Raw genomic sequence first — 14,278 nt, 5'->3', positions numbered from 1 at the left:
AGCCGTCCGGCAAAAATAACTTAAAGGTGAGAAGTTAATATGTCTAAACCATTTGTCTGGCAGGAACCGTTTGTTCAAAGCAAAGATACGACGGAATATGAATTACTCAGCGACAAGCACATTACGGTAACGGAGTTAGACGGTGAAGAGGTTATCAAAGTCGCGCCTGAAGCGCTGACTCTGCTGGCCCAACAGGCATTTTATGAAGCCTCGTTTTTCCTGCGCACCGCGCATCTGAAACAGATTGCCAGCATCCTGCACGATCCGCAGGCCAGCAGTAATGATAAGTACGTCGCGCTGCAACTGTTACGCAATGCCGAAGTCTCGGCGAAAGGCGTACTGCCAAACTGCCAGGACACGGGAACGGCAACCATTGTGGCGAGCAAAGGTCAGCACGTCTGGACAGGCGGCGACGATGCCGAAGCCCTGAGCAAAGGCGTGTACATCACTTTCCAGGAAAATAACTTACGCTACTCCCAGAACGCCCCGCTGGACATGTACACCGAGGTGAATACCCAAACCAACCTGCCCGCCCAGATTGATATCAGCGCGACGCTGGGTGACGAATACCGGTTTCTCTTCGTCAATAAAGGCGGCGGTTCCGCCAACAAAGCGGCGCTGTTTCAGGAAACCAAATCTATTCTGCAACCCGAAAAACTCACCGCTTTCCTGATCGAAAAAATGCGTTCGCTGGGAACAGCAGCCTGCCCGCCTTACCATATCGCTTTTGTGGTTGGCGGATTGTCTGCCGACCAGGCGCTGAAAGTGGCGAAGCTGGCCTCAACCAAATATTACGACCCCCTGCCGACCAGCGGAAACGAGCTGGGCCAGGCGTTTCGCGACACGGCGCTGGAAACAACCCTGCTCAATGCCAGCCGCGAGTTTGGCATCGGAGCACAGTTTGGCGGCAAATATTTCGCTCATGATATCCGCGTTATCCGCCTGCCGCGCCACGGCGGCTCCTGCCCCATCGCAATGGCGCTCTCCTGCTCTGCCGACCGCAATATTAAAGCGAAGATCAACAAACGCGGCATCTGGCTGGAAAAACTCGAACACAATCCGGGAAAATTTATTCCTGAATCCCTGCGCGTGGAAAACAGCGCCCAGACCGTACAGCTCGATCTCAACCGTCCGCTGCGCGAGATCCTGCATAACCTTTCCACGCTGCCTGTCGGCACCCGACTGTCGCTGAACGGCCCGATTGTCGTCGCCCGCGATATCGCGCACGCCAAAATTAAAGAGCGTCTGGATAACGGCGAACCGATGCCGGACTACATGAAAAATCACATTGTTTATTACGCGGGGCCAGCCAAAACGCCGGAAAAACAGGCCTGCGGCTCTCTCGGCCCGACCACCGGCGGGCGCATGGACGGCTATGTTGACGCCTTCCAGGCGGCGGGCGGCAGTTTGATCATGCTTTCGAAAGGCAACCGCAGCCAGCAAGTGACCGAAGCCTGCCACAAGCATGGCGGCTTCAATCTTGGCAGCATTGGCGGCGCCGCCGCGCTTCTGGCGCAGCAGTACGTTAAAAGCTTGCGCTGCCTTGAGTATCCCGAACTGGGGATGGAAGCCGTGTGGATGATGGAGGTCAAAAACCTGCCCGCCTTTGTGCTGGTGGATGATAAAGGCAATAACTTCTTCAGCCAGTTTGAGCAGCAACATCGCTGCGCGACCTGTCCGGCAGGGCATTAAGGAGCATTTATGGAAGCGCGAGCCAATACTGACAGGCACCGCCAGCGGCAGCAAAAACTGAAAGAACAGGTGGACACCCGCGTGGCGGCGGCCACGGAACAGAAAGGAGTCCTGATTGTTTTCACCGGGAACGGTAAAGGAAAATCGACGGCGGCCTTTGGCACCGCGACCCGCGCGGTCGGTCACGGCAAAACCGTTGGCGTCGCGCAATTTATTAAAGGTCAGTGGGATAACGGTGAATACAACACGCTGCAACCGCTTGGCGTTGAGTTTCACATTATGGGCACCGGTTTTACCTGGGAGACGCAGGATCGGGAAGCGGATATACAGGCGGCGGAAGCCGTCTGGCAGGAAGGCAGGCGCATGCTCGCCGACCCGCGTTACGATCTGGTGGTGCTGGATGAACTGACGTACATGCTGGCTTATCACTACCTGGACACCCAGGACGTGATCGCCGCGATTGTGAATCGTCCCGAACAGCAGAGCGTGATCGTTACCGGTCGCGGGTGTCATACGCAATTACTGGAACTCGCCGATACGGTCAGCGAAGTCCGCCCGGTGAAGCATGCATTCGATAGCGGCATTCAGGCGCAGGCGGGGATAGACTGGTAGCCGCGCCTTTGCCTGATGGCGCTGCGCTTATCAGGCCTACAGTCCTCACCGCCTGTAGGCCGGATAAAGCCACCGGCCGCAGCCCTCACCGCTTGTAGGCCGGATAAGGCCATTGGCCGCCATCCGGCGTCAGCGCTCCACCGCTGAGATTACCGATTTTTGCAGCAGCCAGTCACGGAAGATCTGTAAATACCGGGATTCCGCTTTTTCTTCGCGCCACGTCATAATAAACCGGTTCCCTGTACGCATCGGCACATCGCAGGGAATCACCATCTCACCGTTATCCAGATCGTGCTGGATCGCAAACCGGGGTAATAGCGCCACGCCCAGATTAGAACGCACGGCGGCAATCAGCATCGACAATAAATCAAAGCGCGGGCCTTTATTCACCAGCGGACTGTTGATATCCGACAGCGCGAACCATTCCTGCCAGCCTTTGATGCGCGTACTTTGATGCAAAAGGGGAAATTCATTGAGCAACTCTTCTACGGTCAGTTTTTGATTCGGCTGAGGTAAAAGGCTGCCACTGCATACGGGTAAAATTTCCTCTTCAAATAAATACTCCACCTCTGACCAGGGCGAGCAAAAATCTTCCCGCATAATGGCGGCGTCATACTCACGGTTAAGAAAATCGCCAATATTCGCCAGCGAATGAATATTAACGATAATGTCAGGATTTATTTTATTAAATTCACGTAAATTCGGAATCAGCCAGTGGGTACTGAACGTTGGGTTCACCGCCAGCTCAATGACCTGAACGGTGGGTTGCCAGGTCATTATCGTATTGGTATCGCGTTCAAGTTTGTTAAGTGTTTCTTTAACAATGCTCAGATAATGCTTACCGGCTGCATTTAAAAAAATTCGCTTTTTGGCATGGTTAAATAACGAGGTATGTAAAAAATCCTCCAGCGCATTCACCTGCCGGAACACGGCACTCTGAGTCAACGCCAACTCTTCTGCTGCCCGGGTATAGCTTTCGTGACGCGCCACCACTTCAAAAGTCACCAGTAATTCGGTCTTGGGTATCTTTCCTCTCATAACGTCTTCCATATGCAGCGTACAAAAATAGTTTAATTTATAAAAAATTAATGCAACCCCTCCAGATTATCCCCGAGAGTTATATTTTATTTTCTCCGCTAATGTCATTGATCCACTCCATGATTTACGCACACTGCCAGTGTTTAAATATTAAGCAATAATACTCAACCCCGACAATAAACACAATTTAAACGCGGTTAATTACAGGCAAATAGTGCTAATAAGTTCTTAATAATTTTTCATGTTAACTTGTTTTATGGAGAAAAAATGTTGCGAGGTGAATCAATATTATTTGTGGTTTATTTAAGGAGGATTTAACACGCGGCATAACAGAAAGCGACTGTTTATGTGTCTGATAATTTTCTGTTCGTTACCTGCTGGCAGGATGATATTAATAACAATAAGCGAGGGTAAACGTTTACCGCAGCAAGATGCTTATTTTCAACACGGTTAAGCGGCAAAACAGGCAAAAAAAAGGTCACCAGAAGGTGACCAACCATGTCGAAAACGGACCAGCCCTGCATCCTTCGCGCTTCAGGTATTCCCCTGTCGCACGAAGGAGTCGGGCCTTATTGCTGCTTTTTGAGAATTACTTCATTACGGCTTTCAGCGCTTCGCCGATATCCGCCAGGCTACGAACGGTTTTCACGCCTGCGGCTTCCAGCGCGGCGAATTTCTCATCCGCCGTACCTTTACCACCCGCGATAATCGCGCCCGCGTGACCCATACGCTTGCCTTTCGGCGCGGTAACGCCCGCGATGTAACCGACAACCGGCTTGGTTACGTGTTCTTTGATGTATGCCGCCGCCTCTTCTTCCGCGCTACCGCCGATCTCACCGATCATCACGATCGCTTCAGTCTGCGGATCTTCCTGGAACAGTTTCAGGATATCGATGAAGTTAGAGCCCGGGATCGGGTCGCCGCCGATACCCACACAGGTGGACTGGCCGAAACCGTAGTCAGTGGTCTGCTTAACCGCTTCATAGGTCAGCGTACCGGAGCGGGACACGATGCCCACTTTGCCCGGCTTGTGGATGTGGCCCGGCATGATGCCGATTTTGCACTCGCCTGGGGTGATCACGCCCGGGCAGTTCGGGCCGATCATGCGCACGCCCGCTTCGTCAAGCGCGACTTTCACGGTCAGCATATCCAGCGTCGGGATGCCTTCAGTGATGGTGATGATCAGTTTGATGCCCGCGTCGACAGCTTCCAGAATGGAGTCTTTGCAGAACGGCGCCGGAACGTAGATAACCGTTGCGGTGGCGCCAGTGGCTTCTACCGCTTCACGCACGGTATTGAATACCGGCAGACCCAGATGCGTGGTGCCGCCTTTGCCTGGCGTTACGCCGCCCACCATCTGCGTGCCGTAAGCAATCGCCTGTTCAGAGTGGAAAGTCCCCTGGCTACCGGTAAAGCCCTGGCAGATAACCTTGGTGTTTTTATCGATTAAAACAGACATTATTTCCCCTCCACTGCGGCAACAACCTGCTGAGCTGCATCCGTCAGACTTTTCGCTGCAATAATATTCAGGCCGCTGTCAGCCAGTTTTTTCGCGCCGAGTTCGGCGTTGTTGCCTTCCAGACGTACGACAACCGGTACGCTAACACCCACTTCTTCTACCGCGCCGATGATACCGTCGGCAATCAGGTCGCAACGGACGATGCCGCCGAAGATGTTAACCAGAACCGCTTTCACGTTGTCGTCAGAGAGGATGATTTTGAACGCTTCGGTTACGCGCTCTTTGGTCGCGCCGCCGCCTACGTCGAGGAAGTTAGCCGGTTCGCCGCCGTGCAGTTTAACGATGTCCATCGTGCCCATCGCCAGACCTGCGCCGTTAACCATGCAGCCGATGTTGCCGTCCAGCGCCACGTAGTTCAGTTCCCACTGCGCCGCCTGTGCTTCACGCGGGTCTTCCTGAGACTGGTCGCGCATTTCACGCAGATCCGGCTGGCGGAACAGCGCGTTGCCGTCAGCGCCCAGTTTGCCGTCGAGACAGATCAGATCGCCCTGCTTAGTGATCACCAGCGGGTTGATTTCGATCAGCGCCAGATCGCGCTCAAGGAAAATGGTCGCCAGACCCATAAAGATCTTCGTAAATTGCTGAACCTGCTTACCTTCCAGACCCAGTTTGAACGCCAGTTCACGGCCCTGATACGGCATTGGGCCCGCCAGCGGATCGAGGGCGATTTTGTGGATCAGGTGCGGGGTCTCTTCCGCCACTTTTTCGATTTCCACGCCGCCTTCGGTGGAGGCCATAAAGACCACGCGGCGGGAGCTACGGTCAACAACCGCGCCAAGATACAGCTCTTTATCGATATCGGTCGCCGCTTCAACCAGAATCTGGTTGACCGGTTGACCGTTAGCGTCTGTCTGGTAGGTCACGAGGCGTTTACCCAGCCAGTGTTCCGCAAACGCGCGAATCTCTTCTTTGCTGTTAACAACCTTCACACCGCCCGCTTTGCCACGGCCGCCTGCGTGAACCTGACATTTTACTACCCACGGACCCGCGCCGATTTTTGAAGCGGCTTCTTCTGCTTCACGCGGAGTAGTACAGGCATAACCCACCGGCGCCGGTAAGCCATAGCGGGCAAAAAGTTGTTTTGCCTGATATTCATGTAAGTTCATGTGTTCTGTCCATCCTTCAGGTAATCGTTATCTTTAAACCTGTAGGCCTGATAAGACGCGGCTGCGTCGCCATCAGGCATCTCACCAGCGCCTTATCCGGCCTACAGGGCAGGTGACACTAAAAAGTGACTACACGTCCAGCAGCAGACGCGTCGGATCTTCCAGCAGCTCTTTAATGGCGACCAGGAAGCCCACTGATTCACGACCATCGATCAGACGGTGATCGTAAGACAGCGCCAGGTACATCATCGGCAGGATCTCAACCTTGCCATCCACCGCCATCGGACGATCTTTGATCGCATGCATGCCGAGGATTGCGCTCTGCGGCGGGTTGATGATCGGGGTAGACATCAGCGAGCCGAACACGCCACCGTTGGTGATGGTGAAGTTACCGCCGGTCAGATCGTCCACCGTCAGCTTACCGTCACGCCCTTTCACGGCCAGTTCTTTGATTTTCTTCTCGATATCCGCCATGCCGAGGGTATCAACATCACGCAGTACCGGCGTTACCAGACCACGCGGCGTGGAAACCGCCATGCTGACGTCGAAGTAGTTGTGATACACCACGTCGTCGCCATCAATGGAGGCGTTCACTTCCGGGTAGCGTTTCAGCGCTTCAACCACCGCTTTCACGTAGAAGGACATGAAGCCCAGACGAATGCCGTGACGTTTTTCAAACGCGTCGCCGTACTGCTTACGCAGATCCATGATTGGCTTCATGTTGACTTCGTTGAACGTGGTCAGCATCGCGGTGGAGTTTTTCGCTTCCAGCAGACGCTCGGCTACGCGCTTGCGCAGACGGGTCATCGGGACGCGTTTTTCACTGCGAGCGCCAAGCGCAGGCTGTGCGGCAGGCGCGGCTTCCGGCGCTTTGGCTTCCGCTTTCGCCGGTGCCTTCGCCAGATGTTTTTCCACATCTTCGCGTGTGATGCGGCCACCTACGCCCGTGCCTTTGATGGCGCTGGCGTCGAGATTGTGTTCACCCAACAGACGGCGGATCGCCGGGCTGAGGGCATCGTTGTTCTGCTCGGATAGTGACGCCTGCTGGCGCTGCGCCGGCGTAGACGCTTTCTCTTCGGATTTGGCGCTGGTCTCTTTACCGGAGCTGTTGCCTTCACGCAGGCGACCCAGGATCTGGCGAGACGTTACCGTCGTACCTTCATCTTCCAGAACCGCATCCAGAATGCCGTCAGCCGATGCCGGTACTTCCAGTACCACTTTGTCAGTTTCGATTTCTACCAGCACTTCATCACGCTGGACACTATCGCCCGGTTTTTTGTGCCAGGTCGCAACGGTTGCGTCCGCTACGGACTCAGGCAGGTCGGGAACAAGAATATCTACGCTACTCATTATTTATCCTTTAATTAATCGACGTTCAGCGCGTCATTAACCAGATCTTGTTGCTGTTTCTGGTGAACGGACAGATACCCTACCGCCGGGGAGGCGGAGGCCGGGCGACCTGCGTAACGCAGAGCAGACCCAAATGGAATCACTTCACGGAAATGATGCTGACTACAGTACCATGCGCCCTGGTTGAGCGGCTCTTCCTGGCACCAGACAAAATCATGTACGTGGGCGTACGGTTTCAGCGCTTCCTGAACCGCTTTGTGCGGGAACGGGTAGAGCTGTTCAATGCGCACAATGGCGACATCTTTCTGATCGTTTTTACGACGTTGTTCCAGCAGGTCGTAATAAACCTTACCAGAACACATCACCACGCGCTTCACGCCTTGCGGATCGAGCTCATCAACCTCGCCAATCGCTGGCTGGAAGGCGCCGTTGGCCAGTTCGTCCAGTCTGGAGACCGCCAGCGGATGACGCAGCAGCGACTTCGGCGACATAACAACCAGCGGGCGGCGCATACCGCGCAGCGCCTGACGACGCAGCATGTGGTAAACCTGCGCCGGGGTGGACGGGACGCAAACCTGCATGTTCTGCTCAGCGCAAAGTTGCAGATAACGTTCCAGACGCGCGGAGGAGTGCTCCGGCCCCTGCCCTTCGTAGCCGTGCGGCAGCAGCATCACCAGGCCACACATCCGCCCCCATTTCTGCTCGCCGGAGGAGATGAACTGATCGATCACCACCTGCGCGCCGTTGGCGAAGTCGCCGAACTGCGCTTCCCAAATGGTCAGGGTGCGCGGTTCAGCGGTGGCATAACCGTATTCGAACGCCAGCACCGCTTCTTCAGACAGGACGGAGTCCCAGACGCGGAAGGTGCCCTGACCGTTATGAATGTGCTGCAACGGCGTATACGTGGAGCCATTTGCCTGGTTATGAATCACCGCATGACGGTGGAAGAAGGTGCCGCGACCGGAGTCCTCGCCGGACAGACGCACCGGAATCCCCTCATCAACCAGCGTGGCGTAGGCCAGCGTTTCCGCGCCGCCCCAGTCGAACAGCTTCTCGCCAGCGGCCATCGACTGACGATCGCCGTAAATTTTGGCGACGCGCGACTGCATTTCTACCGCTTCCGGCACCGTGCTGATGCGTTTAGCCAGTTCCTGCAAACGCTTCATTTCCACCTTGTTCGGGTAGCTCTCATCCCATTCATGGTTGAGGTACGGCGACCAGGTGAAGGAGTGCATGTTCATCGGACGCCACTCTTTCACCACGCATTCGCCTGCATCCAGCGCATCGCGGTAGAGGTTGACCATTTCAGTGGCGTCTTCCAGCGTAGCGACCTTGTCCGCTTCCAGCTTGTCGGCGTAGAGTTTACGCGGCGTCGGATGCTTTTTGATTTTCTGGTACATCAGCGGCTGGGTTGCGCTCGGCTCGTCGGCTTCGTTATGGCCGTGACGGCGGTAGCACACCAGATCGATGAAAACATCGCGTTTAAAGGTGTTACGGAAGTCCAGCGCCAGACGGGTAACGAAAGCCACCGCTTCCGGGTCATCCGCGTTAACGTGGAAAATCGGCGCCTGAACCATCTTGCCGATGTCGGTGCAGTATGGGGTGGAACGCGCATCCAGCGGGTTGGAGGTGGTAAAGCCCACCTGGTTATTGATGACGATACGCACCGTACCGCCCACTTCGTAACCACGCGCTTTGGACATGTTCAGGGTTTCCTGAACCACGCCCTGGCCCGTCACTGCGGCGTCACCGTGAATGGTGATTGGCAGCACTTTATTGCTGCTCGGCTCATCCAGACGATCCAGACGGGCGCGCACGGAACCGATCACTACCGGGCTGACGATTTCCAGGTGCGACGGGTTAAACGCCAGCGCCAGGTGAACCAGACCGCCTTCGGTTTCGATATCAGACGAGAAGCCCATGTGGTACTTCACGTCGCCGGTGCCGAGGTGTTCTTTATGTTTGCCCGCAAATTCGTCGAACAGATCCTGCGGTTTTTTACCCAGCACGTTGACCAGCACGTTCAGACGACCACGGTGCGCCATACCCAGCACCACTTCGCGGGTGCCGCTGTTGCCCGCATGGCGGATCATCTCTTTGAGCATCGGGATTAACGCATCGCCGCCTTCCAGCGAGAAGCGTTTCGCCCCCGGGAATTTCGCCCCCAGATAACGCTCCAGCCCTTCGGCGGCGGTCAGTTCGTTGAGGAAGCGTTTTTTCTCTTCCGCGCTGAAGGCAGCGCGGCCGGATTCGATACGCTGCTGAATCCAGCGTTTCTCTTCGGTGCTGGTGATGTGCATATACTCGGCGCCAATCGGGCCGCAGTATGTTTGTTTGAGCGCGGAAATAAGTTCGCCCAGCTTCATCGTCTCTTTGCCAATCGCAAAAGAACCTACGTTAAAGCTTTCCTGGAAATCGGCCTCTGTCAGATCGTGGAAAGAGGGGTCCAGATCCGCCACGTTTTCTTGCTCCCACAGTCCCAGCGGATCGAGATTCGCATGCTGGTGACCACGGAAACGATAAGCGTTGATAAGTTGCAGGACTTTGACCTGCTTCGTATTGGTGTCAGGGTCGGAAATCGAAGAAGAGTAACGTGAGGCATCCTTCGCCAGACGACGGAAATAATCACGCGTTTTTGAATGGAATTGATCCGGTTTGACTCCGGTGCCAGGTAACTGCTGGAACGTCGAACGCCAGTTAGCGTCTACCGAGTCAGGATCGGTTAAGAAGTCTTCATAGAGCTGTTCTATCCAGCTCTGGTTTGCGCCAGAGAGGTAAGAAGAGTCCAACCAGGCTTTCAAAGCGCTGTTCTGCATCGTGATCCCTTAAGCATTCTGTATGCTTACTTCGCCGTGGATACTACCACGCACATTGCTGTGCGTGCCGGGGTTCACTTGCGAGCTCTTCTCTGTGTAGCGGCTCGCGAAGGAACCTTTAGAAACTGTCTAACCATCAGGGCAGTTTTTAAAGGTTTCCTGCATTTCAAACCGGTGGTGGCCCCGTAGACCTGATAAGCGTAGCGCCATCAGGCAATATATGCCGGATGGCGACGCCAACGCCTTATCCGGCCTACGGGACTGTCATTTACTGCGCTTACCGGCGTTATTATTTACGCACTGCGTTGCAACAACATCGACTTAATATGGCCGATGGCGCGCGTCGGGTTCAGCCCCTTAGGACATACACTGACGCAGTTCATGATGCTATGACAGCGGAATACGCTGAATGCATCGCTAAGGCCTTCCAGGCGGCTGTCGGTCTCGGTATCACGGCTATCGATCAGGAAACGATACGCCGCTAACAGGCCTGCCGGGCCGATAAACTTATCCGGGTTCCACCAGAACGACGGGCACGACGTTGAACAGCACGCACAAAGAATACACTCATACAGCCCATCGAGTTTTTCACGCTGCTCGGGCATCTGTAAATGCTCACGAGCGGGTGGATTTTGCCCATTATTCAATAAGTAAGGCTTAATCTTCTCATATTGTGCGTAGAATTGCCCCATGTCTACCACCAAATCGCGGATAACCGGTAAACCGGGCAGCGGACGGATAACAATCTTCTTACCCGGCTGGTGTAGCGCCGAAACCGGCGTAATACACGCCAGGCCGTTTTTGCCGTTCATGCTCAGGCCATCTGAACCGCACACGCCTTCACGGCATGAGCGACGGAAAGAGAGGCTGGGATCTTTCTCTTTCAGCTGCATCAGCGCATCCAGCAGCATCATGTCACGCCCTTCTTCGCCTTCCAGGGTGTAATCCTGCATGCGCGGAGCGTCATCAACATCCGGGTTATAGCGATAAATCGAAAACTCGAGTTTCATTTTCCTGTCTCCGCATTAGTAAGTACGAATCTTCGGCGGGAATGCCGGGCGCAGTTTCGGTTCCATATTGACGCTACGACGCGTCATGGATTCCGTCTCTGGCAGATACAGGGAATGGCACAGCCAGTTTTCATCATCACGATCCGGGAAGTCGGAGCGGCTATGCGCGCCACGGCTTTCGGTACGGAAGTTGGCGGATACCGCAGTTGCGTAAGCCGTTTCCATCAGGTTGTCCAGCTCCAGACACTCGACGCGCTGGGTGTTGAACTCGCTGGAGGTGTCATCCAGACGGGCGTTTTTCAAACGCTCGCGGATCACCTTCAGTTGCTCAAGCCCTTTCGCCATCGCGTCGCCTTCACGGAATACCGAGAAGTTGTGCTGCATACATTCCTGCAACGCTTTACGGATAACCACCGGATCTTCGCCGTCACGGTTGTTGTTCCAGCGGTTGAGACGTTCCAGAGAGGCCTCAATGTCAGACTCGCTGGCGTCACGCAGCGCGCCCTGCTCGGCGATGGACTCCTGCAAATGCAAACCGGCCGCACGTCCGAAGACCACCAGGTCAAGCAGCGAGTTGCCGCCCAGACGGTTAGCGCCGTGTACGGATACGCAGGCGATCTCACCCACCGCGAACAGGCCAGGAATCACCACGTCTTCGCCCTGCTCGTTCACGGTCAGCGCCTGACCGGTCACTTTGGTCGGGATACCGCCCATCATGTAGTGACAGGTTGGAATAACCGGGATCGGCTCTTTAACCGGGTCAACGTGCGCAAAGGTACGGGACAATTCGAGGATACCCGGCAGACGGGATTCGAGTACTTCTTTACCCAGATGGTCGAGCTTCAGTTTCGCGTGCGGCCCCCACGGGCCGTCGCAGCCGCGACCTTCACGGATTTCGATCATAATAGAACGCGCGACCACGTCACGACCGGCCAGGTCCTTCGCGTTCGGGGCATAGCGCTCCATAAAGCGCTCGCCATGTTTATTCAGCAGATAACCGCCTTCACCACGGCAGCCTTCTGTCACCAGCACGCCCGCGCCCGCAATGCCGGTCGGGTGGAACTGCCACATTTCCATATCCTGCACCGGAACACCGGCACGCAGCGCCATACCCACGCCGTCGCCGGTGTTGATATGAGCGTTAGTGGTGGACTGGTAAATACGGCCTGCGCCGCCGGTCGCCAGCACGGTTGCGCGCGCTTTGAAGTAGACCACTTCGCCGGTTTCGATACACAGCGCGGTACACCCCACTACCGCGCCATCCTGGTTTTTCACCAGATCCAGCGCATACCATTCAGAAAAAATGGTGGTGTGGTTTTTCAGGTTCTGTTGGTACAGCGTGTGCAACAGCGCGTGACCGGTACGGTCAGCCGCCGCTGCGGTACGCGCCGCCTGTTCGCCGCCGAAGTTTTTCGACTGGCCGCCGAACGGACGCTGATAGATACGGCCATCGTCAAGACGGGAGAAAGGCAGCCCCATGTGCTCCAGTTCCAGAATCGCTTCCGGGCCGGTTTTGCACATATATTCAATCGCGTCCTGGTCGCCGATGTAGTCCGACCCTTTTACGGTATCGTACATGTGCCATTCCCAGTTATCTTCATGGGTATTACCGAGCGCCACGGTGATGCCACCTTGCGCGGATACGGTATGGGAACGGGTTGGGAAGACTTTGGAGAGCAGCGCACAGGTCTGGCCGCTCTGGGAAATTTGCAGCGCTGCGCGCATACCTGCGCCGCCTGCGCCAATAACAACAGCATCAAATTCTCTGACTGGCAGTTTCATTACACACCCCACACCACAACAAATCCATAAATGACGTAAACCACCAGCGCAACAACGATTGCCAGCTGTAGCACAAGGCGCAGGGCCAGAGGTTTAACGTAGTCGGTCAACACCTGCCACATGCCAATCCAGGCATGAATCAAGATGGAGAAAAGTGCCAGCAGGGTGAAGACTTTGGTGAATGCCGATGAGAAGAAACCGCTCCAGACATCAAAGGTCAGCTCGCCGCTTATTGCGAAAAAGCCCACCATATAAACGATGTAGAGGGTCAGAACGATAGCGGTAGCACGGACCAGGATGAAGTCATGTACGCCATTGCGTCCTAATGCGGAGGCGTTGCTTACCATACGAGGACTCCTGCGAGAAGTGAAAGCACGACAGTGATAACAAAAGAGATTTTGGCTGAGCGTTTACCCGCTTCGAATGTTTCTTCCAGATAGCCAAAATCCATCATCATGTGACGAATACCGACCACGACGTGATACGCCAGCGCGGTGAGGATGCCCCACATAATAAATTTAACAAAGAAGCTCCCCATGATGGCGGATGCCTGCTGGAATCCTTCAGGGGAAGAGAGGCTGGTGCCCAATAACCACAACAGAATCCCGACCGCCACGAAGGTGATCACTCCAGAAACGCGATGGAGAATGGACGCTATCGCCGTGATTGGGAACCGGATCGTTGTCAGATCCAGATTGACAGGTCTTTGTTTTTTCACATTTCTTATCATGAATAACGCCCACATGCTGTTCTTATTATTCCCTTTGGACTTCGGGTACAGAGGGTGAATCTACCTGTAGCCAGAAAGACGACGGGATTTCCTTCCTCCGGTCTGCTTGCGGGTCAGACAGCGTCCTTTCTATAACTGCGCGTCATGTAAAACACTGCTTCCAGTTGCTAAAACGACACGTTACAACGCTGGGTGGCTCGGGATTGCAGGGTATTCCGGAGACCTGGCGGCAGTATAGGACGTTCACAAAATCATTACAATTAACCTACATATAGTTTGTCGGGTTTTATCCCGAACAGTGACATAGGTCACGATAACAACATTTATTTAATTTTTAATCATCTGATTTGACAAACATTAAACAAAGTTGTTACAAACAACACCAGAAAAGGCATATAATGCGCAAAAGTTATGGGGTCACTCTTTCACCTGCTAATAAGTTATGTAACAGTGTGGCGGTATTGACCAATTTATTCAGGACAGTTATTAGTGATAGTCAGGTTTAATAATTCGGATTGCTAAGTTGTTGATTTGTTGCTAATTCGCCATAAGTTAACTGTTTTTACCTGCAAGCGCCCATTGCTCTGTACCCTGGTTTTCTCCTCTTTCGCAGAGCGGCGAGC

At 54.6% G+C, this 14,278-nt stretch carries 12 protein-coding genes; 3 read left to right on the top strand and 9 right to left on the bottom strand.

What is annotated here, in order from left to right:
* Positions 1-39: 39 nt before the first annotated feature.
* Together OGV50_RS21205 and cobO are read left to right on the top strand one after the other, a co-directional pair.
* Positions 40-1,692, top strand: a complete 1,653-nt coding sequence (locus OGV50_RS21205) for a class I fumarate hydratase (protein ID WP_200092117.1) — start codon at positions 40-42, stop codon at positions 1,690-1,692.
* A gap of 9 nt (positions 1,693-1,701) precedes the next feature.
* On the top strand, positions 1,702-2,304 hold the full coding sequence (cobO, locus tag OGV50_RS21200; protein ID WP_012133266.1) for a cob(I)yrinic acid a,c-diamide adenosyltransferase: 603 nt from the start codon (positions 1,702-1,704) through the stop codon (positions 2,302-2,304).
* A 129-nt stretch (positions 2,305-2,433) separates the two neighbouring features.
* Here the strand turns inward: cobO and OGV50_RS21195 are convergent, their stop codons facing one another.
* From OGV50_RS21195 to sdhC, 9 genes are all read right to left on the bottom strand, one after another.
* A complete protein-coding gene (locus OGV50_RS21195; protein WP_024130527.1) occupies positions 2,434-3,342 on the bottom strand; it encodes a LysR family transcriptional regulator in 909 nt (302 codons plus the stop codon).
* Positions 3,343-3,931: 589 nt separating this feature from the next.
* Complete coding sequence (gene sucD, locus OGV50_RS21190) at positions 3,932-4,801, bottom strand: succinate--CoA ligase subunit alpha (protein ID WP_012133270.1); 870 nt, start codon at positions 4,799-4,801, stop codon at positions 3,932-3,934.
* Positions 4,801-5,967: an ADP-forming succinate--CoA ligase subunit beta gene (gene sucC, locus OGV50_RS21185; RefSeq protein ID WP_012133271.1), complete on the bottom strand. Its 1,167-nt coding sequence runs from the start codon at positions 5,965-5,967 to the stop codon at positions 4,801-4,803. The genes sucD and sucC overlap by 1 nt, the downstream gene beginning before the upstream one ends.
* A gap of 129 nt (positions 5,968-6,096) precedes the next feature.
* Positions 6,097-7,317 carry a 2-oxoglutarate dehydrogenase complex dihydrolipoyllysine-residue succinyltransferase gene (odhB, locus tag OGV50_RS21180; protein ID WP_047458082.1) on the bottom strand — a complete coding sequence of 407 codons (1,221 nt, stop codon included), beginning with the start codon at positions 7,315-7,317 and terminating at the stop codon, positions 6,097-6,099.
* 14 nt (positions 7,318-7,331) lie between these two features.
* A complete protein-coding gene (gene sucA / locus OGV50_RS21175; RefSeq protein WP_286488745.1) occupies positions 7,332-10,133 on the bottom strand; it encodes a 2-oxoglutarate dehydrogenase E1 component in 2,802 nt (933 codons plus the stop codon).
* Positions 10,134-10,426: 293 nt separating this feature from the next.
* The gene (gene sdhB / locus OGV50_RS21170; protein WP_200092102.1) at positions 10,427-11,143 is read right to left on the bottom strand and encodes a succinate dehydrogenase iron-sulfur subunit SdhB; all 717 of its coding nucleotides are present in this window, start codon (positions 11,141-11,143) and stop codon (positions 10,427-10,429) included.
* A gap of 15 nt (positions 11,144-11,158) precedes the next feature.
* Positions 11,159-12,925 (bottom strand): succinate dehydrogenase flavoprotein subunit, encoded by a 1,767-nt coding sequence (gene sdhA, locus OGV50_RS21165; RefSeq protein WP_286488743.1) that lies wholly within the window; start codon positions 12,923-12,925, stop codon positions 11,159-11,161.
* Positions 12,925-13,272, bottom strand: coding sequence for a succinate dehydrogenase membrane anchor subunit (sdhD, locus tag OGV50_RS21160; RefSeq protein WP_012133278.1), 348 nt, complete (start codon positions 13,270-13,272; stop codon positions 12,925-12,927). Before sdhD ends, sdhA begins: the two co-directional genes overlap by 1 nt.
* Complete coding sequence (sdhC, locus tag OGV50_RS21155) at positions 13,266-13,670, bottom strand: succinate dehydrogenase cytochrome b556 subunit (RefSeq protein WP_047458089.1); 405 nt, start codon at positions 13,668-13,670, stop codon at positions 13,266-13,268. The genes sdhD and sdhC overlap by 7 nt, the downstream gene beginning before the upstream one ends.
* 383 nt (positions 13,671-14,053) lie before the next feature.
* Between sdhC and OGV50_RS23695 the strand changes: the two genes are divergently transcribed.
* The gene (locus OGV50_RS23695; RefSeq protein WP_418222314.1) at positions 14,054-14,161 is read left to right on the top strand and encodes a hypothetical protein; all 108 of its coding nucleotides are present in this window, start codon (positions 14,054-14,056) and stop codon (positions 14,159-14,161) included.
* Positions 14,162-14,278: the final 117 nt, after the last annotated feature.

Origin of the sequence: Citrobacter sp. CK180, from assembly GCF_030333655.1 — a bacterium.
Classification (GTDB): Bacteria; Pseudomonadota; Gammaproteobacteria; order Enterobacterales; family Enterobacteriaceae; genus Citrobacter_B; species Citrobacter_B koseri.
This window is presented reverse-complemented; position numbering and strand designations above follow the sequence as displayed.

What these genes read in the sequence shown, in the direction of transcription:
- sdhB (WP_200092102.1), bottom strand. Translation starts at nt 11,143, where the DNA reads ATGAAACTCGAGTTTTCGATTTATCGCTATAACCCGGATGTTGATGAC.
- sucD (WP_012133270.1), bottom strand. Translation starts at nt 4,801, where the DNA reads ATGTCTGTTTTAATCGATAAAAACACCAAGGTTATCTGCCAGGGCTTT.
- sucC (WP_012133271.1), bottom strand. Translation starts at nt 5,967, where the DNA reads ATGAACTTACATGAATATCAGGCAAAACAACTTTTTGCCCGCTATGGC.
- sdhA (WP_286488743.1), bottom strand. Translation starts at nt 12,925, where the DNA reads ATGAAACTGCCAGTCAGAGAATTTGATGCTGTTGTTATTGGCGCAGGC.
- sdhD (WP_012133278.1), bottom strand. Translation starts at nt 13,272, where the DNA reads ATGGTAAGCAACGCCTCCGCATTAGGACGCAATGGCGTACATGACTTC.
- OGV50_RS21205 (WP_200092117.1), top strand. Translation starts at nt 40, where the DNA reads ATGTCTAAACCATTTGTCTGGCAGGAACCGTTTGTTCAAAGCAAAGAT.
- cobO (WP_012133266.1), top strand. Translation starts at nt 1,702, where the DNA reads ATGGAAGCGCGAGCCAATACTGACAGGCACCGCCAGCGGCAGCAAAAA.
- odhB (WP_047458082.1), bottom strand. Translation starts at nt 7,317, where the DNA reads ATGAGTAGCGTAGATATTCTTGTTCCCGACCTGCCTGAGTCCGTAGCG.
- OGV50_RS23695 (WP_418222314.1), top strand. Translation starts at nt 14,054, where the DNA reads ATGCGCAAAAGTTATGGGGTCACTCTTTCACCTGCTAATAAGTTATGT.
- OGV50_RS21195 (WP_024130527.1), bottom strand. Translation starts at nt 3,342, where the DNA reads ATGAGAGGAAAGATACCCAAGACCGAATTACTGGTGACTTTTGAAGTG.
- sucA (WP_286488745.1), bottom strand. Translation starts at nt 10,133, where the DNA reads ATGCAGAACAGCGCTTTGAAAGCCTGGTTGGACTCTTCTTACCTCTCT.
- sdhC (WP_047458089.1), bottom strand. Translation starts at nt 13,670, where the DNA reads ATGTGGGCGTTATTCATGATAAGAAATGTGAAAAAACAAAGACCTGTC.